This window comes from Chitinophagaceae bacterium, assembly GCA_016699815.1.
Taxonomy (GTDB): Bacteria; Bacteroidota; Bacteroidia; order Chitinophagales; family Chitinophagaceae; genus Ferruginibacter.
Genome location: CP065012.1, coordinates 70,701 through 90,247, shown reverse-complemented (window position 1 = coordinate 90,247; position 19,547 = coordinate 70,701). Strand labels below are relative to the sequence as shown.

17 protein-coding genes are annotated in these 19,547 nt (G+C 38.2%); 4 read left to right on the top strand and 13 right to left on the bottom strand.

The window, feature by feature from the left end:
• Positions 1-15: 15 nt before the first annotated feature.
• From IPO46_00430 to IPO46_00390, 9 genes are all read right to left on the bottom strand, one after another.
• The gene (locus tag IPO46_00430; GenBank protein QQS63120.1) at positions 16-1,707 is read right to left on the bottom strand and encodes a T9SS type A sorting domain-containing protein; all 1,692 of its coding nucleotides are present in this window, start codon (positions 1,705-1,707) and stop codon (positions 16-18) included.
• Positions 1,694-2,176, bottom strand: coding sequence for a hypothetical protein (locus IPO46_00425; protein QQS63119.1), 483 nt, complete (start codon positions 2,174-2,176; stop codon positions 1,694-1,696). Before IPO46_00425 ends, IPO46_00430 begins: the two co-directional genes overlap by 14 nt.
• A gap of 90 nt (positions 2,177-2,266) precedes the next feature.
• The gene (locus IPO46_00420; protein QQS63118.1) at positions 2,267-4,243 is read right to left on the bottom strand and encodes a fumarate reductase/succinate dehydrogenase flavoprotein subunit; all 1,977 of its coding nucleotides are present in this window, start codon (positions 4,241-4,243) and stop codon (positions 2,267-2,269) included.
• Between the two features lie 37 nt (positions 4,244-4,280).
• A complete protein-coding gene (locus tag IPO46_00415) occupies positions 4,281-4,946 on the bottom strand; it encodes a succinate dehydrogenase cytochrome b subunit (protein ID QQS63117.1) in 666 nt (221 codons plus the stop codon).
• A gap of 87 nt (positions 4,947-5,033) precedes the next feature.
• Entirely contained in the window at positions 5,034-5,597 is a 564-nt protein-coding gene (locus IPO46_00410) for a hypothetical protein (GenBank protein QQS63116.1), read from the bottom strand.
• Between the two features lie 206 nt (positions 5,598-5,803).
• A complete protein-coding gene (locus IPO46_00405) occupies positions 5,804-7,054 on the bottom strand; it encodes a T9SS type A sorting domain-containing protein (protein ID QQS63115.1) in 1,251 nt (416 codons plus the stop codon).
• 117 nt (positions 7,055-7,171) lie between these two features.
• Positions 7,172-7,990 (bottom strand): N-acetylmuramic acid 6-phosphate etherase, encoded by an 819-nt coding sequence (locus tag IPO46_00400; protein QQS63114.1) that lies wholly within the window; start codon positions 7,988-7,990, stop codon positions 7,172-7,174.
• Positions 7,987-8,835 carry an N-acetylglucosamine kinase gene (locus IPO46_00395; GenBank protein ID QQS63113.1) on the bottom strand — a complete coding sequence of 283 codons (849 nt, stop codon included), beginning with the start codon at positions 8,833-8,835 and terminating at the stop codon, positions 7,987-7,989. Before IPO46_00395 ends, IPO46_00400 begins: the two co-directional genes overlap by 4 nt.
• Before the next feature lie 70 nt (positions 8,836-8,905).
• A complete protein-coding gene (locus IPO46_00390) occupies positions 8,906-10,264 on the bottom strand; it encodes an MATE family efflux transporter (GenBank protein ID QQS63112.1) in 1,359 nt (452 codons plus the stop codon).
• A 44-nt stretch (positions 10,265-10,308) separates the two neighbouring features.
• On the opposite strand from IPO46_00390, the gene IPO46_00385 reads away from it, so the two are divergent.
• From IPO46_00385 to IPO46_00370, 4 genes are read left to right on the top strand one after another with little or no spacing between them, the layout of a single operon-like run.
• Positions 10,309-11,133, top strand: coding sequence for a DUF3822 family protein (locus tag IPO46_00385; GenBank protein QQS63111.1), 825 nt, complete (start codon positions 10,309-10,311; stop codon positions 11,131-11,133).
• Positions 11,124-11,663 (top strand): RsmD family RNA methyltransferase, encoded by a 540-nt coding sequence (locus IPO46_00380; protein QQS63110.1) that lies wholly within the window; start codon positions 11,124-11,126, stop codon positions 11,661-11,663. Before IPO46_00385 ends, IPO46_00380 begins: the two co-directional genes overlap by 10 nt.
• A gap of 6 nt (positions 11,664-11,669) precedes the next feature.
• Positions 11,670-12,734 carry a tetraacyldisaccharide 4'-kinase gene (gene lpxK, locus IPO46_00375; protein ID QQS63109.1) on the top strand — a complete coding sequence of 355 codons (1,065 nt, stop codon included), beginning with the start codon at positions 11,670-11,672 and terminating at the stop codon, positions 12,732-12,734.
• A gap of 8 nt (positions 12,735-12,742) precedes the next feature.
• Positions 12,743-13,915, top strand: coding sequence for an aminotransferase class V-fold PLP-dependent enzyme (locus IPO46_00370; GenBank protein ID QQS63108.1), 1,173 nt, complete (start codon positions 12,743-12,745; stop codon positions 13,913-13,915).
• A gap of 84 nt (positions 13,916-13,999) precedes the next feature.
• Here the strand turns inward: IPO46_00370 and IPO46_00365 are convergent, their stop codons facing one another.
• From IPO46_00365 to IPO46_00350, 4 genes are all read right to left on the bottom strand, one after another.
• Positions 14,000-14,761 (bottom strand): DUF4197 domain-containing protein, encoded by a 762-nt coding sequence (locus tag IPO46_00365; GenBank protein ID QQS63107.1) that lies wholly within the window; start codon positions 14,759-14,761, stop codon positions 14,000-14,002.
• Between the two features lie 64 nt (positions 14,762-14,825).
• Positions 14,826-15,308, bottom strand: coding sequence for a cytidine deaminase (gene cdd, locus IPO46_00360; protein ID QQS63106.1), 483 nt, complete (start codon positions 15,306-15,308; stop codon positions 14,826-14,828).
• Positions 15,309-15,448: 140 nt separating this feature from the next.
• Complete coding sequence (smc, locus tag IPO46_00355) at positions 15,449-18,964, bottom strand: chromosome segregation protein SMC (GenBank protein QQS63105.1); 3,516 nt, start codon at positions 18,962-18,964, stop codon at positions 15,449-15,451.
• Positions 18,965-19,155: 191 nt separating this feature from the next.
• Positions 19,156-19,545 (bottom strand): RidA family protein, encoded by a 390-nt coding sequence (locus tag IPO46_00350; GenBank protein ID QQS64276.1) that lies wholly within the window; start codon positions 19,543-19,545, stop codon positions 19,156-19,158.
• Positions 19,546-19,547 lie beyond the last annotated feature (2 nt).

The following is a 19,547-nucleotide window of genomic DNA, read 5'->3' as shown; positions in this document are numbered from 1 at the left end:
TGAAAAAATATTTTTTTAATTTGCTATTAACTTAATGCTGTATTGCCCGGTGCCAATAAATAGTTGCATAAAATAAGTACCTGATGGGTACTTTGATAAATCAATCCGTTCATTCAACTGTGCGTTTACATTTCCAAAATCTTTTTTAACCAATTGCCTTCCGCTTGCATCACTTATTACCATTTTAACGGGCTGGGCAACATTTATATTGCAACAAAGCCTGTATTGGTGCGAACCGGGTTGCTGGTAAACCTTGTAATCAAATTTTTCTAATGCATTTTTTAGCAGCACAATACCACTGTAAAAATAGGATTGATTGGTATTGAAAATTTTCAGGCGGTAATAACTTTCAGGGTTCAATAAGTCGTCATCTGTAAAAGAAAAACTTTTGGTACTGCCATTTTTGTAAAGCGAAGCAATTTTATTAAATACAATGCCGTCCTTACTTTTTTCCAATTCAAATTTTTGCAAATCATCCACAGATTCTATTTGCCAATACAAATTTCCCTGGTTGCGTGCATTTACATTGCCAGCAAAGCTCAATAATTTTACAGGAAGTGCAACAGGGTTGTTTACCGCCCAGTTTATGTTTTCAATATATCCTATGGCTGGCAGATAAAGCTTTGAAAGCGTCGTATTATCTATCAACTCTGCCCTTACTGTATTATTGCCAACAATCCAGTTTGCGTAAGGGATGGAAACATTATCAACTCCGCTGGCAAATGGCGTGCTACTCCCATTTAAATACCAGTTGATGGAAATAGTAGAAGGTATGGTTTGAATGTGGGCTACTGAAAAATTTACAGGGTTGTAATTACTAAGTACAAAAGAACTGGAAGATGGGCTGTAATTATCGGCCATATTGGTAATAAGATGTACCTTATCTATAAACCTTTCAATACAAACTGAGCAAAAAGGATAACCAAGGTAGCGCATTTTACATTGCTGGTGTGGCCTAAACCAAACTGCAGCAGTACCGCTGCTTCCATGAGCATAAATACCAATATTGTTTAACCCATACCAATTGGCCCAGCGAACAGTAGCAGGGTTTGTGTTTTGCGTCATATTATGCCTTTCGGCTGCATAAAAATCTCCTGCCCAATATTCATCTGCAAGGTTGGCAAAAGAATGGCCAATTTCGTGTATGGCAATTTCGGCAGCACTGCTGTGCACAGATGAAGTGGCAAAATTGCCACCAGAGCCGCCATAATACGGAGAGTTAACGATAATAAATGCCTGGTCAAAATCGGGTAAATTACTGGCTAAAACACTATACACTAACCCTGCATTTTGAGGAACAAGTAAACGGTGTATAGAAAAATAATCGAAAGTACTGTTGAAATATATTGTAGGGTTGGCAACAGGCTGGCCGCCGGATGAGCTTTCATCAGATGCCGTTCCGGGATGTACCGCACCCGATTGGGCAGAAGGTACTTTAATGGCATAGACATTAAAGAAATTTTTGTACTGGGCAAATGGCGTTTGTAAAAACAATGCATTATTAATAGCTGTTGCATTGCCTATATAATTGGTAATTTCGGCTGCTGTATATCCATCCGATAAATATACCAGGTTAACACGGTTGTTCCTTTCTCCGTTGCGCATCAATGTATCCACACTAAAAACCTGGGCATTGCTAATGTCAATAAATAATAAGGCTATCCAAACCAGTAAGCCTTTTTTTAATTGCGTTTTATAATTCTGCATAAAAAATTTGGTTTACGCCAGATACCCCTTTTTTTGACAAATACAGATATTTAGACTCTTCATTAACATTAAAGCGCAATACAAGTTCTGCCTGTTTTTTATGTACAATATGCTTTTGCATTTCTCCGGTTTTTTCATCACTTGTTTCATAAACACTATTTAATGGATCCTGTATTTTATAGCTTTGCTGAAGCAAATTTTTACCGTCTTTAATTTCTGCAACTAGAAAACCATATTCAAAATCACCTGGTAATTGAACGCTTGTTTTTATTCTTCCGGCTGCATATCGAACAGTTTTTTTTATAAACCTGTATTCTTCATTTACACTATCTGTGCATTCCATATCAAATACAATAAACACTATCCTGTTTTCACCTGTTGTTTTTTCCAAATTTAAAAAATACTTTTCCTCATTGGTTTTATGGGCATTTACAGAATTATTCTTTACTGTTTTACACCCGGCAGGCATAAACATTGTTATGACAAATGCGTATTGAATATAGCTTCGTAAGCAATTATCCATTTTCTAAACAAACTATTAAACTAAATAACTAACCAACTATTTATAACTTCTCTGTGTTGGTTTTACAATGTCAAAAGTCAATGGTTCTTTATTTAATGCCCATTGGCATTCGCTTGTCATTTGCCAGGCCGAAACAAAACTAAAATGCTCATCATCCCTTTTAGCTTCGCCGTCTTCGGTATGGCTTTCTTCACGGTAATGGCCGCCACAACTTTCCTTTCTATCCAATGCATCCATGCACATCAGTTCACCAAGTTCAAGAAAATCTGCAACCCTGCCTGCTTTATCCAGTTCGGGGTTCATTTCGTTTACTTCACCGGGTATGCGTACATTTTTCCAAAACTCTGCCCGCAACTCTCTTATTTCTACAATGGCTTCTTTTAAACTTTGTTCGTTTCTTGCCATACCACATTTATTCCACATAATTTTACCGAGTCGTTTATGGAAACTTTCAACAGATTCGGTTCCTTTAATATTCATTAAAGTTTGTATCCTGTCACTTACTTCTTTTTCGGTTTGTACAAAGGCTTCATTTGTTGTGGGTATTGATGTAGTACGTATTTCATCGGCAAGATAATTGCCCAAAGTGTAGGGAATTACAAAATAGCCATCGGCAAGGCCCTGCATTAATGCGGATGCGCCCAGCCTGTTTGCGCCATGGTCGCTAAAATTGGCTTCGCCTAAAGCGTATAACCCGGGAACGGTTGTCATTAATTCATAATCTACCCAAAGGCCGCCCATGGTATAATGCACGGCAGGATAAATCCTCATAGGTGTTTCATAAGGGTTTTCCCCAGTAATTTTTTCATACATTTCAAAGAGGTTGCCGTATTTTTCTTCAACTATTTTTTTACCTAATACTATTGTTTCATCAACAGAAGGGTTGTGATTGCCAGTTTTACCCGCTTCAATTTTTCCATAGCGCTTAATGGCATCGGCAAAATCAAGGTAAACGGCCATTTTGGTAGTACCAACCCCGTAACCGGCATCGCATCTTTCTTTAGCAGCTCTTGAAGCAACATCTCTAGGAACCAGGTTACCAAAAGCAGGGTATCTTCTTTCCAGGTAATAATCTCTTTCATCTTCTGGTATATTTAAGGGCTTTCGGTTATCATCCATTTTTTTGGGTACCCAAATACGACCATCATTACGTAAGCTTTCACTCATCAAAGTAAGTTTGCTTTGGTGGTCGCCGCTAAGTGGTATACAGGTGGGATGTATTTGTGTAAAACATGGATTGGCAAAATAGGCGCCTTTTTTATGGGCTTTCCATGCAGCAGTAACATTGCTGCCCATGGCATTTGTGCTTAAATAGAATACATTTCCATATCCACCGGAGCATAATAATACGGCATGTCCAAAATGCCGTTCTAATTTTCCTGAAACCAGGTCTCTTGCAATAATTCCCCTTGCTTTACCATCTATTACAACCATATCCAGCATTTCGTGCCGGGAGTATTGGGTAACGTTTCCCAATGCTATTTGCCTTTCTAATGCACTATAAGCGCCAAGTAAAAGTTGCTGACCAGTTTGGCCGGCTGCATAAAAAGTTCTTTGTACCTGCGTACCGCCAAAAGAACGGTTGCTGAGCAATCCACCATATTCCCTTGCAAATGGCACACCTTGTGCTACACACTGGTCAATAATATTAGCGCTCACTTCTGCAAGCCTGTGTACGTTTGCTTCTCTTGACCTGTAATCGCCTCCCTTTACCGTATCATAAAACAACCGGAAAACGGAGTCGCCATCATTTTGATAATTTTTTGCTGCATTAATACCTCCCTGTGCCGCAATACTGTGTGCCCGCCTTGGGCTATCCTGAAAGCAAAATGTTTTTACTTTATAGCCCATTTCTCCAAGAGAGGCTGCGGCTGAAGCGCCGGCAAGCCCTGTACCAATTACAATTACTTCGAGTTTACGTTTATTAGCAGGGTTTACCAACTTCACATGACCTTTATAGTCTTCCCACTTTTCGTTCATTTTACCTTCTGGTATCTTAGCATCTAAAGCCATACAAAAAAATTTTACAATTATTCTTTACTTAAAAAAATTAATTTATCCATTTGAAATAAACAGCCAAAGGCATTAGGGCAAATAAAGCCACTATTAGGATAGAATACCCGACGCCCAAAGCATTTATTATAGGTGTATATTTTTTACGGTTGAGCCCCAGGGTATGAAACGCACTTTGGAAACCATGCATTAAATGCCATAGTAAGGCAAATAATCCAACAAGATAAAGTGCAACAATATAGCCATTGCTGAAAACAATTTTCATTTCGCCATAGAGGCTTTGGGCTTCCCGGTTGCCATATAGTTCTTCTTTGGTACCCAGCCAAAAATGGGAGAGGTGCATAACAAGGAACAATAAAATTAAAACACCCAATAAGCCCATGCTTTTGCTGTACCATGTAGATTTTGGGTTTTTGTTTACAGCATAACCTATGGGCCTTGCTGCATTATTTTGCCTTAGCAAAAGAATACCCTGGATTATATGCAAAATTAAACCCGCAAAAAGGCCAAGCTCCAAAAAGCGCAATATCCAGTTGCGGCTCATAAAATGGGCAACAGTATCAAAGGTTTTGCCCTCATCATTTAAAAAAATACAAGCATTGATACCTGCGTGGACCACTAAGAAAATGATTAAAAAAAGGCCGGTGAAACCCATTATTAATTTTTTGCCGATTGAGGAGGTGAAGAACTGTTTCCAGGTCATAGTAGTGAGAATATGGTAAAAGAATGTTAAGCAAATTTAAGGCTCTGCTATAGAAATTTAAAATATAATTTACTGTACGCCAATATTTCAACTGAGCCTGTTGCTTATTTTATTGTCCACTTCCTGGTACAAATGTTCTGGGGTTAATGTGCGCCACTGTTCAATTTCCATCATTTCAATAAAATTATTTAACCTGCTGCGTATAAATTCATCTTTGCTTTGGCCCGGCATATTTAACAGGGTTATCCAGCCTGCTTCATCACTTATTTGCTCACGCCATTCTTCGTAATAGCTGTCGTCGCTGCTATGAAAATTGAGTACATTCTCAGCTATGAGAATAAATTTTTTAATATGCTGGGCAAATAAATTATCGGTTACTTCTCTTCTTAAAGTCATAATATCATTTTCTATGGCATCATTCCACTCGCCCAATAATTCCAAAATGGCAAATTGCTGATCGTAATCTGCGTACAACAATTTCATATAAAGTGTGCGGCTGCCAAAGTCGTCCCATTGCGGATGGATATAATAATTATACAGGGTAAGGGAATATTCAAACTCGCTGTATTGCCTTCCATAAAAAGGGGAGCGCTTATCTTCTTCTGCTGTGTACAAATGGCGCCAGTTGTAATATGGCTCAATGTCCTGCACTAAATATCAAAAATTTATAGCAAAGTTACATATTTGAAACTTTGACAAACATGATTCCTGTCAACATCTTTAATAATTTATCAAAGAATAAAAGAAATTAAAATATTAATATATCAACGAGGGAACTGTAGTGCAAAAAATGGCATAAAGAAAGAGGCTGAAATTTCAGCCTCTTTCACTTATTAACCCAAACAACGTATATGAACTTATTGAATAATCAGTTTATCGGTGAGAATGGTTTTGCCAGCATCATTAATAACCTTTACCAGGTAAGTGCCCGCTACCGGTTTATTGCGTATATTGATATTTTGATATTGCTGCCCTTTTGCCAAAGAAATTTGTGTGGATTGTATATTTCTTCCGGCAATATCTGAAATGATTACCGTAAAGGCACCGTTATAATCCCCGTCAAATAAAATTTTAAATGAAGATCCGGTAACAGGGTTGGGTGCAACTTTTGTTCCGCTTAAAGTTTCGGTGCGTATATCGGTTGCCGAACCAAATTGCTTGGCAACATCGGCTTCTTTTTGAAATAACAGGTTGCTATTGGCAAGGTCAGATGAATTGTACATTAAATCGGAACCCGGAACCAATGTAGCTGCAAGCGTTTTGAGATTAACAGTATAATACCCTGTAAATACATTGGCGCTGATAATTACAATATCTCCATTATCGTTTACTGCTGCGCCATTGGCTGTAAAATTTGCTGGCAGGTTGTTAATTTGTCCTTTAAATGTAGCAATACGGGTATCTATATCCACTACAAAAATGTTTCTGCCTGCTGTAATTACATATAATTTTCCAAATGCATCGGCCACCATATCTCCACCCCAGCTGGTACATTTATTATGTATGGAAATTCCTTTATTTGATTCTGCATCAATAAGGGTTCCTAAATCGGTAATAACCGGTTTTTTACCTGTGGTGAATTGATAAAGGTGGTTGCCATCGTTAGTAATAGCATAACCATTGCCATCGGCTGCTATTACCATACGGGTAACGTTGCGGCTTTCGTCAGCACCTTTTTCGGCAAACAAAAGCGGGCTTTGCATGTTGTAAAATTTTACCGTTTCGCCTTTTTCATTTAAGTCCACCCAGCGGAGCTCGTTCATACGCATGGGAATATAATAAAGCCTGTTACTTCTTTTATCATAAGCAGCTGCTGCAACAAAAGTAGCGGTAGGATAAACAGATGGAGCGTAAATATTTCCGTTTAAAACAGCAGATTTATCCAAAACCTGCTTTGTTTCTACATTGGTGATGGTAAATGCAGTTTTGTTTTTTTCAAAAATGGTTTTGGTAACCACGCCATTATTTAAATCTACCTGACGGATATTCATCCAGGCAAAATCATTTGCACTGTTGCCGGTAATGGCAAAAGTACGGCTGGCATTTTGGGCAATTGTGGCCATTCCAAAACCCAGTAAAGCGGAGGTGAGTAAAATTTTACTTTTCATCTGTTAAGTTTTTAAGTTTTTAAAAACGCAGTATCGCTAATGGCATTTATAATTGCCGGTTAGCCGATTGATTGAAAGTTCAATTTAATACTATTTTAAAGAAAATACAATAATTTTTTATGGACGGTAGCTTTCTATTGCCTTGCTTACGCTACCGTGCTGTATCAAAAGGTTTTTTGCAGTTTCATAGTGGCCAATTTTTAGGGTATCCATTAGTATTTTTACGCCACGGTCTATCAGTTTTTTGTTGGTAAGCTGCATGTTCACCATTTTATTGTCTGCAACTCTTCCCAAAATAATCATTATGCTGGTCGAAATCATATTGAGTATCAGTTTTTGTGCGGTACCGCTTTTCATTCGGGTACTTCCGGTAATAAATTCTGGGCCGGTAACAACTTCAATAGGATAGTCGGAAACTTTGCTTAAATGTGCATTGGAATTGCAGCATATACTTGCCGTGCTGATATTATTTTGCTGGCATTTTTGCAACGCAGCAATCACATAAGGAGTTGTACCACCGGCTGAAAGCCCCAATACCACATCTTTACTATTTACCTGGTGAAGCAGCAAATCCTGCCAGCCTTGTCCGGTATTGTCTTCTGCAAATTCTACAGCATGAGTTATGGCTTTATCGCCACCGGCAATAATGGCAATCACCAATCCTGGTTCCACACCAAAAGTTGGCGTACATTCACTTGCATCTACAATACCCAATCTTCCGCTGGTACCTGCACCTATATAAAAAAGCCTTCCGCCGGCAAGCATTTTATCAGCAATTACCATAACCAGGGCTTCAATTTGTGGAATTGCAGCCTGAACAATTTGCGGTACTTTGCGGTCTTCTTTATTTATACTTTCTAAAATCTCCTTTACTTTCATTTTTTCTAAATGACGGTAAAGAGAATCGGCTTCGGTTATTTTTTGAAAATCGGTCATAATATACCCTTATGATAATTAACCAGGCCTTCCATTGGCGCTTTTATTACTTTCCCCAATTGTAATTCATAAGCATTGCATAAATCTTTTATTACATCTTTAAAAGCATAGGCTACGCTGCCGGTAAAGTTTATGGGCAGGGTCCAGCTTTCTCTGTATTTATAAATATGGTTAAAGAAAAAGTCGTTGAAGCCGTCTTCAATAATATTTTCAATCATATAATGCCCACGGTTTTCGGAAAGGAACATACAAAATCCGGCAAGGTAACGGTTGGGCAGGGGTTGCTTATAAACAGAATCCAAAATTTCCGATGCAGATAAATGATATTTTGCATTAAAGCGGTCCATTAAATCGGGCTCAAAAGTATTGTATAAAAAATATTGCACTACTTTTTTTCCCAGGTAAGCGCCACTTCCTTCATCTCCCAAAACATATCCCAGGCCCGGGCTGTTTTTTACAATTTTTTTTCCATTATAAAAACATGAATTGGAGCCCGTACCCAAAATGCAGGCTATGCCTTTTTTATGGCCGCAAAGCGCCCTGGAAGCGCCAATTAAATCATGGTCAACAGAAATAGCAGATTTTGTAAACACTGATTTTAATGCAGCTTTTATTGTTTTTAAATTTTGGGGGTTGCTGCATCCTGCACCATAAAAAAATATTTCATCGGGCAATTGCTGGCTTATTTTGGGATACAAAACCTCTTTAAAAACCTGCTGCATTTGCTGCCCCGAAACAAAATAAGGGCTTAAACCGGTGGTAATAACCCGTTTCTTTTTATTCCCATCCAATAAACACCATTCTGCTTTTGTACTTCCACTATCTGCAATTAATATGGCACCCATGTTTTTTAATATTTATTACTAAAGTTAAGTGAAATTAAAGCAGGTTTAACATATAATGGAAGGGATATTTTTAAGCTTTAGTATGCTTCCATGCACCTCTTTTCATATAAATAAATGCCAGCACAAAAACCACCGTCCAGTAAACCATTTCATTTAACCATGCCACAGCAAGCGATACATAATTTACATGCATAAAATACCAGGTAAAAATGATGTAAAAAAATATGGCTGCAACTTCTATGGCAAGGTTTACCCTGGTTTTTCCGGTGCCGGTAACACTATTCAACCAAACCCCGGCAATACTCATAAAAATCATATCGAGGGTTACCACCCTTATTACAGGGATACCTTCTTTCACAAACCCGGCGCCCTGGCCAAATAAGCTAAAAAATGTATAGGGAAAAATATTGAGCAAAACACTTATTACGATACAAACACCCAGGCTCCAGCACATAATCCTCACTACTGCCGGCAATACAAGGTTTTGTTTATTCTGGCCAATTAAATTACTCACCATATTATTGCTGGTAGCCGCAAAAGACCATACAAACATACCGGTGATGCCAAAAATATTTCTCATGGTATTACTAATGGCTTTAGCCATTTCACCATGTTTTTCTATTAAAAGAAAAAATACCAGCCATGTGGTAAGGCTTATAAAATATTGTAGCACCAGGGGCGCAGAAACCTTCAATACTTCCTTATTGATAAGCGCATCGAACTTTAAGTTGTGAAACAAATTATACGTTTGCTTTAACCGGGTAAAATACAAAACCAATATTGCGGTAGCCATGGCAACAATTTCTGAAATTACAGATGCCCATGCAGCACCGTTAAAGCCCATAGCAGGGAAGCCTGCTTTTCCAAAAATCAACACATAATCCAATACAATGTTTATAATGGCTTCAATGCCAAAACCAATTAACAGGTAACGGCTATTGAGCGATGCTACCATAAAAGCATTGCATAATTGAAATACATATAAAAAAGGTAGCCCCAAAATCCTTATACGTAAAAAATCCATTTCAATAGGGTAGGCTCGTTCATCGGCTATATTTTGCATGATGTATGGTGCAATTAACCAGGTAAACAAAATAGCCAATACTGCAAAAATCAAAGCGAGGCGCAAACCCTGCGAAAAAATAGTTTTGAAAAAATCGCTCATATCCTGTCCGGCATACCGGGAAAAAACTGATTGTAAAGCATTGGTAAGCCCATTTCCGGCAACGGCAAATACCAAATAAAAAACAGCAGTAATTCCTGCATTGCCCAAAGCCTCTGTACTTAAATGGCCAAGAAACACAGAGTTGGTGAGCATATTCAACTGTGGAATAAGCATAGAAACAGTAATAGGCAAAGCAATATTCAAAATTTGCCGGTTGCTAAACTCCACTTTTAAATTAGGTATAGAAGATACTGCTGCAGCCATAAACCCACGAAAATATCTTAATTTGCCTGTTTAAAATTTTATTTGTGAAAACAATTTTTAATATTTTTCCCAATGGCGATAAATGTGACTTGTTACTAGAAGCAGGAAACGAGGATTTCTCCTTGCTTTTTTACGATAAAGAAAGCAAAACAGTATCCGGCGCCCTGCTTTATGAATTAACTTATAATGTACAGCCCGAAATAGACGCCATCAGTTCCATAGAAAATATTCTTAACAACAACAGCCATTTCATTAAAAAAGCAGGTACGGTAACCATACTGTACAATGTAAATGAAGCCACGCTTATTCCCATACAATATTATGATGGGTATGCCAATGAAGATTACCTCAATTTAATATATGGCAATACGGTAAATACGCAAATTTTAACCGATGAAATCGAGGAAAAACAAATAATGAATGTTTACCGGGCACTAAACCCAATGGTGCTGGCTTTGAATAAATTTTTTCCACATGCAAAATATTGCCATTCGGGTTCATTGCAATTACAGTTATTTGCCCAAAGGGCAGATACGCTGCATTGTATTGTGTACAACCGGCAAATTAAAGTACTTTTTTACAAAAACGGCAAATTGCAATTGCTGCAATATTATGCTTATGGCACCGCTGCAGATATGCTCTATTGCCTCCTGAATGTTTGTGCACAGTATGATGTTTCGCCAGCATCGGTAAGCCTTGTATTGTATGGCCTAATAGAACAAAACTCAAATTTGTATAAAGAAATTTATAATTATTTTTTAAATGTAGAAATGGCTTCATTGCCGGAAGCAATAAGCTTAAGTGAAGAAATAAAACAACACCCGCCACATTTTTTTGCACATTTAATTATTCCTGCATTATGCGAATAATCAGCGGCAGCCTGGGAGGCAGAAGAATTAACCCACCGGCCAAAATGCCGCATACCAGGCCCACAACAGATATAGCAAAAGAAGGCTTGTTCAACATCCTTCAAAATAATTTAAATTTTGAGTTGCTGCAAACACTCGATTTATTTGGGGGCACCGGTAGCATAAGTTATGAATTGCACAGCAGGGGAGCAGCACAGGTTACCATTGTAGAAAAAGACAGCAGCATGTATGAGTTTATTAAAAAAACGGCAGCAGGGTTGCAACTGGAAAATTTTACGGTAATAAAAGCTGATGTTTTTAAGTTCATGAAAACATGCAACGAAAGTTTTGATTTTATTTTTGCCGGGCCGCCTTATGCGTTAACTAATATTGATAATTTGCCCAAACTTGTTTTTGAATACCAGTTACTCAAAAAAAATGGATGGTTTGTTTTGGAGCATACACCCAGAAACGAGTACAAAAAATTTAAAGGTTATGCAACAGAACGAAATTACGGCACCACCATATTTTCTATCTTTATACAGAAATAAAGACAGGTGAAAAAAATTAAAACTATTTTATTCCCCATATCGCTTGTGTATGGATTTATTTTGAAAATACGGCATTGGTTGTATGATAAAAATATTTTAAAAAGCTCATCCTTTAACTTCCCGGTAATTTGTATTGGCAACCTTGCTACCGGCGGCACCGGTAAAACCCCTATGACGGAATACCTGGTAGACATGCTGAAAGGGCATTATAAAGTAGCTACGCTGAGCCGTGGCTACAAGCGAAAAACCTCGGGCTTTGCCATTGCCAACGAAAATTCAACGGCTATTGAAATTGGCGACGAACCCATGCAGTTTCATGAAAAATATAAAGATATTACCGTAGCAGTAGGCGAAGAGCGGCTTGTGGCAATACCGCAATTATTGCACGACAGGCCGGATACTGAAGTGATACTGCTCGACGATGCTTTTCAACACCGGCAGGTAAATGCAGGACTTAATATTTTACTTACCGATTACCGAAACCTTTTTTCAAAAGACTTATTGTTGCCTGCCGGAAACTTAAGGGATATACGCTCTGCAGCTAAAAGGGCACAAATTTTAATTGTAACAAAATGCAAAACAGATTTAAGCAAAGAAGAAAAGAAGGAGATCATCAACGACCTTTCAGCAGGTGAAAACCAATGCATCTATTTTTCTGAAACTGTTTATGGTATACCTTATCACTTGTTTACCAAAGCCACCGGAAACATAAATTACAACTCACCTGCATTACTGGTAACGGGCATTGCCAAAACCATGTATTTGGAAAGTTTTTTAAAAAAACAGGTTTGCAATATTGAAATGCTGCGTTTTGCCGACCATCATATTTTTGATTTAGACGACCTGGTAAATATTTGCAAAAAATTTGAAGCCTTGCCCGGCAATGGGAAAGTAATTTTTACCACGGAAAAAGATGGCGTGAGGCTTAAAAAATTTAAAAAAGAGCTGGGCAATTATCCTATTTATGTATTGCCTATAAAGCACCATTTTTTATTTTACGAAGGCCAAAAATTTGAAGACCAGGTATTGCAATTTATTAACAGCTTTTACCGGCACAAACCTGCAGAATAATTTTTTTTATGGATTTATTTCTTTTAAAAAATAAATTTTTATTACGAAAGGATATTAGTTTTTTAAATTTTGGTTCTTTTGGCGCCTGCGCCAGGCCTGTGTTTGAGCGCTACCAGCAATACCAGTTGGAAATGGAGGAGGAACCACTGCATTTTATGATGGAAAAAGGGCTCGCTTATTTAAAACAAGCAAGGGAAGCTTTGGCAAAATTTATAAATTGCCATGCAGATGATGTGGTTTATGTAACCAACCCGAGTTACGGCGTAAATATTATTGCCAAAAGTTTTCCATTGCAACCGGGTGATGAAGTGCTAACAACCAACCTGGAGTATGGCGCCTGCGACCGGGCATGGAAATATTATTGCAAACAAAAAGGCGCAACTTATAAACAATGCGCCATTCAGTTACCATTACAATCAAGGCAAGATTTTATTACTCAATTGTCAGCGGGTATCAATAATAAAACCCGGCTCATTTTTTTGAGCCATATAACCAGCGCTACGGCGCTTAAGTTGCCGGTAGAAGAAATTTGTGCACTTGCCCGAAAAAAAAATATACCTGTATTTATTGACGGCGCACATGCACCTGGCCATATTCAGCTTGACTTAGCTGCGCTAGGTGCAGATATATACACCGGAGCCTGCCATAAATGGATGATGACTCCCAAAGGTTCATCTTTTCTTTATGTGTGTAAAGAACTACAAAATTTGATGGACCCATTATTGATAAGTTGGGGCTACGATGCCATAGCGCCATCTCATTCCCGTTTTTTAGATTACCACGAAATGCAGGGCACCAGGGATTTTTCAGCTTTTTTAACCATTCCTGATGCTATTGCCTTTATGCAAAAATACAACTGGCCCGAAGTAAGCAGGCAATGCAGGGATTTGGTAAAGCAAAATGCCAGCCGATTTTGTGATTTATTACATACAAAACCCTTGGCGCCGCTTACCGATGAATTTATTGCCCAAATGTTCAGCGTTGAAATTATAACCGAAAATACCCTTCAATTACATGATTTATTTTTTAAAGAATACAAAATACAGGTGCCAATAATGCAACTCGGAGATAAAAAATTTTTACGATATTCTATACAAGCTTTTAATTGCCAGCACGACCTTGACCGGTTGTACGATGCCGTAAAAGAACTGATTAGCAAGAATATAGTTAATATTAATTAGCCAAATCCCTATAATTAATATTATGTTAAGTAGATAATTTTCCTAATTATCCTTTGTCTATCTCCCGTATTTCTTTCAGGTTTGCTATTGCTTGCCTCCAAAAACTTTTTTGAGTAAATCACTCACCTGTGCAGCCGGGTCTTTCCTAATTTTTTTCTCTTCCTGAGCTATAGTATAAAAAATTCCGTCAAGCGCTTTTTCGGTAACATAATCTGCCAGGTTTGTATTTTGTGGTGCTTTTTTAAAAGTATTGGCAGCTTTTGAAAACTCATCCCAATATTTGGTTGCATTTACTTTTGACAAAGATTGGTTGATTACCGGCTTCATTTTTTCGGTAAGTTGCGCTGAAGTTGCCTTTTTTAAAAATTGGGTTGCTGCATCATCGTTGCCTTTAAGAATGGTTAACCCATCAGTAAGCGTCATGCCTTTTATGGCATCCCAAAATATAGTGGTAATACCACCTGCGGCATCTTCTGCCGCCCTGTTCAATGAGAGGATCACTTTATTGGCAAGCTTGCCCATTCCCATTTTATGCAATACTTGTTCTGCCTTTTTCCCTTCTTCAGGCATTAGGATTTTAATGGCTGCGTTGCCCAAAAAGCCATCGGTATTATGCAAAAGTTTTGCGCTGTTTTCGGTACCGATGGTTAATGCTTCTTTTAATCCTTTAATTACATCATCGTTACTTAAGCTGCTGCCACTATTGCCACTTACCGCATTTTTTACATTGCTGAAAATGCTTTGGCTACTATCTTTATTTACCGATTTTTTTACTTTATTAAATATGCCCTGTGCCGGGCAAATGTAATATGAGCATAAAGCAATAAGAATGCTTATAAGTTTCATGGTTATAATTTTTCTTTGGTTAGATAAAATAATAGGTTAAGGATAATAAGCAAAAACAATAGCCCTATTTCATATCTTCATTACTGAACGATAAGGGCAGTAAATTACTTACTGAATCCAGTACATATACCTTGCCTTCCATTCCGGTTAAAATGATACGAATGGTGGATTGCGTATAACTTTCAAATTCTGTTAAAGCCTGCCGGCACATACCACATGGAGATATGGGTTTAGTGCTGCTTCCTTTGATATTATGATAGGTTACCGCAAGTATTTTAATGCCCGTTTTAGGATATGCTACGGCAGCGGTGCCCAGCAATACTCGTTCTGCACAAGTACCTACAGGATAGGATGCGTTCTCCTGGTTGCTGCCGGTTACTATTTTTCCGTTTTGCAAAAGTGCTGCTGCACCTACCCAAAAATTGCTGTAGGGAGCATAAGCTGTATTTGTGGCTTCTCTTGCTGCTTTTACCAATTGTAAATCCTGCTCATTTAATTCATCGGCAGATGCAAAAACTTCATACGAAAACTGAAACAAATCTGTCATATATTTCTCTACTGATCAATCCTCTAATATAGCTGATTTTTATGAAACAAATGTGTTGAAAATGTTATTTTAGTTTTTGTAGATGTAACAAAAAAAGATACATGTTGCCATGTATCTTAATGTTATCAAAAAAAATATTCTTAATTTAAATTCCTGAAATCTACCGGAACTAATTTACTTACGCCTGCCTCCTGCATGGTAACTCCATAAATTACATCCACAGCGTTCATCGTTTGTTTATTATGCGTTACAATAATAAACTGTGAGTTTTCGCTAAACTGCTTAATCATGTTGGTAAACTTGCCCACGTTGGCATCATCCAATGGCGCATCTACTTCATCTAAAATACAAAACGGCGCTGGTTTAATAAGGTAAATTGCAAATAATAATGCAGTTGCCGTAAGTGTTTTTTCACCACCGCTTAACTGGCCAATGCTGCTGGGCCGCTTCCCTTTGGGCTTAGCCACAATGTCAATACCGGTTTCGGCAAGGTTTTCAGGGTCCGATAGTACCATATCTGCCGTATCTTCTTCTGTAAACAATGCTTTAAATACTTTTTGAAAATTTTCTCTCACCTGGTTAAAGGTGTTGAGAAACTGCTGGTTTGCGGTAGCTTCTACTTCCTGTATGGTGAGCAGCAAACTGTCTTTGGCTGTTACAAGGTCGCCTCTTTGTTCAGATATGAACTCGTATCTTTTTTTCATTTCTGTATAGGCTTCAATGGCAGTAGGGTTCACTTCTCCTATGTTCTCAATGCGTTTTTTTAATTTTTCACATTTTTCTTTTAGTTCTTCAAGGGCTGTTTCTGTGGTTCGGGGTTCGTCAATTATATTATCCAGTTCTACTTTAAATTCTACACTCAGGCGCTCTTTAATGCCTGCCAGTTGCAATTTTAAATCGGTAAGTTTATCTTTTATTTCATTCAGCAAATGATCTATACCTTCTTTGGAGCGGTGTTTTACCTTTAATTCACTTTCTTTTTGTTGTAAAATACTGCGCAGGTTATGGTATTGCTGGTCGGCTTCATTCAATTTTTTTTCTTCTGCATCTTTGCCATGAAACATTTCCACCACCATCTTTTCCAATTCAAAAAGTTGAACTGTTGTGGTTTGCAAATTGACTACAGCTTCTTTTAAGTGCTCGTTACTGCTTTGCACCTGTTGGTTCAGTTCGTTTAGTTGGTTGGTTTTAAATTCCAACTCCTGCTTTAGCGATACTACTTTGCTATGCTGCCGGGTAACCTGCAGGTTGCTTTCGTTGTAAACGTTGCTCACCGAATTGTACTCCTGTTCTGCCTGTGTATAATCCTGCTCTATCATCAACATTTTTTGTGAGCGTTCCTGCATTTGGTTAATAAATGCCTGCAGTTCCTGCCTTGTGCTTTCAATTGACTGTTTGGTTTCTTCTAATTGCTTATTAAGTTCCTCTACCCTGGTTTTGGCATTTGCATCCTGATGTTGCAGGTTTTCAATTTTGTTTTGCAAGGCAAAAACTTCATTCACCAGTTTATTGAGGTCCTGCTCTGCCTGGCGTATATCGGCTTCCTGCAATTGGCTATTAAATGCCAGTACTTCATCATGTTTTTGCTGGATGCTTGCTTTTACAACTTCTACAATAGCAGACTGGCTGGTAATTTCCTGCTGTAGTTTCTCCAGGTTTTTTGCACGGCCAATTTTTTTACCTTCAAATAAACCTACGCTCCCACCGGTTATTGAAAATTTGCCTTTTACATATTTGCCTGATTTTTCCAGCACTATACCGTCAGTATCATTGGTGAGCGCATCTTCTGTTTCCGCTATAAATACATTGCCCAAAAGGTTTTGCATTAGTGATGCATACTTTGCATCAATTTCCACTACGCTTAAAGCCGGGATAGTATGTTGTGGCTGGTTTTGCAAGGGTTGTTCCGCAACTTTATCCAGCACAAAAAAGTTGGCCTTGCCTTTTTTATTTTCATCCAAAAGGCGAATGGCAGTAAGGCCTTCATGAAGGTTGTTTACAATATAATAATTTAAATAAGGCTCCAGCAGGCTTTCTACAGCTACTCTATAATCTTCTTTTACATAGATAATATCGGAAAGCAGTGGAGCTTCATGGTTCCACTGGTTATTTTGATGCAGAAACTTTACACTTTCCGGGTAACCTTCCATGGAATCTACGAGGCTTTTCAGCAGGTCGTGTTCATTTGCTTTGGCATCCAATTTACGGCTTTCTGCAGCAAGGTTTACCCTAAGGGTTTCTACTTCGCCCTGTGTATTTAATATTTGCAGTTTGGTATTTTCCTGCTGTTGTTTAAGGCCTTGCAATACCAATTTTTTTTCTTCAGTGGCGGTTTCTTTTTCTTTATGCTCTTGCTGCAGTTGCGCTAATTGAGCGTGCCTTTGTTGTTTTTCCTGGTCAATATGGGCAATGGTATTTTGCAGGTTTTGAATAGATACATCTGCTACGGCTACTTTTTTCTCAGCGGTAAACTGGTTTCTTTGTATGGCTTCATTTTCTCGCCTCAGGGTATCAATTCCCATGCGCCTTTCGTCAAATATTTTTCTTTTTTCTTCTACTGTTGCTTTAAGCCCTTCCAATGTTGCTTCCAGCTCAGCCAGTTTTTTTTCTTCATCGGTAACCTGTGTTTGTGTAAAGCCGATGCTTTCATCAATGCCTTTAAGCTGGCCGCCTGCTTTTTGCAAAAACTCATCGAGGCCGGTTTTCCTTTCAGTTAAATATTGCAGGCGTTGTGCGGTAAGGTTTTTTTCACTTTCCTTATTGCGTACTTTATCCAGCAGGTCATTATAGTCATGCTGCATTTGCTGCAACAGTTTTTCTCTTTCTACAAGGCTGAGTTTTTCCTGTTCAAGGGATGCTTCTTCTTTGGCTATGGCGGTTTCCAGTTCAATTCTTTTATCTACCTCATGCTGTTGCTGCTGGTTAAGGTCTTTATAAGTTAAATTAAACCCTTCTAATGCCGCTTTTGCCAGCTCTATGCTTACTTCCTTATATTCTTTTTTTATTTCGTAATATTTTTCTGCTTTTCTCGCCTGGCTTTCGAGGCTTTTTAACTGGTTGTTTATTTCAAAAAGCAGGTCTTCAATACGGGCAAGGTCCTGCTCTGTAGCATCCAGTTTTAATTTTGCTTCTTTTTTACGGGTTTTATAAATGGTAATGCCGGCAGCTTGTTCCAGCATTTTACGGCGGCTGTTCTCTTTATCTTTAATAATATCATCTACCATTCCCAACTCTATAATGGCATAGCTATCGTTACTCACACCGGTATCCATAAATAAATTATGGATATCTTTTAACCTGCAGGTAACATCATTAAGGCGGTATTCGCTTTCGCCGCTTTTGTAATATTTACGGGTAACGGTAACGGTATTAAACTCGGTAGGCAATAAATTTTTGGTGTTTTCAAAAGTGAGGCTCACTTCTGCAAGGCCGCTGGCGCTACGGGTTTTGCTGCCATTAAAAACAAGGCTTTCCAGGTTTTCACTACGCAGGTTACTTATTTTATGCTCGCCAATTACCCAGCGAATACTGTCTATAATATTACTTTTTCCGCATCCGTTTGGGCCAATTACGCCGGTAATACCTTCATCAAAATTCAGAACGGTTTTATCGGCAAAACTCTTAAATCCTTTGATTTCTAAACTCTTTAACTTCACAGGTTTCTAATTTTTATGTAAGGGAGCAAATTTAACTGGATTAACTGGAATATTACAATGGTTTACTGGCTGCAAAGCCTTTATTATTCACAGGTTGTACACAAAGGTATCAAAGAAAAAGCAGCTATAAAAAACGATAGAAAAATAACACAAAAAGTTAGCTTTTTTAAATTAGGTAAATTCTCCCTAAACTATTCGTTTAGGATTGCTGTAGCTTCAATTTCTACCAGGTAATCGGGGCTTATGAGGCCTTTAACTTCTATCATGCTGGTGCAGGGCCTTATTTGGGCAAAAAATTCACTATGCGCTTTACCATATCGTTGCCAGCTGCTTATATCGGTTACAAACATCCTGGTGCGTACAACATGTTGCATGGAAGCGCCGGCTTCAATCAAAATTTTTTCAATTTTTTCTAAAATAAACCGGGTTTGCAGGTAAGCGTCACCTATACCAATGGCTTTATTATTTTCATCAACCGCTACCGTACCTGTTACTTCAATAATATTGCCAACTTTTACAGCCCGGCTGTACCCTACAATATCTTCCCATACTGCTCCGGAAGAATAATTTATCCTACTCATCA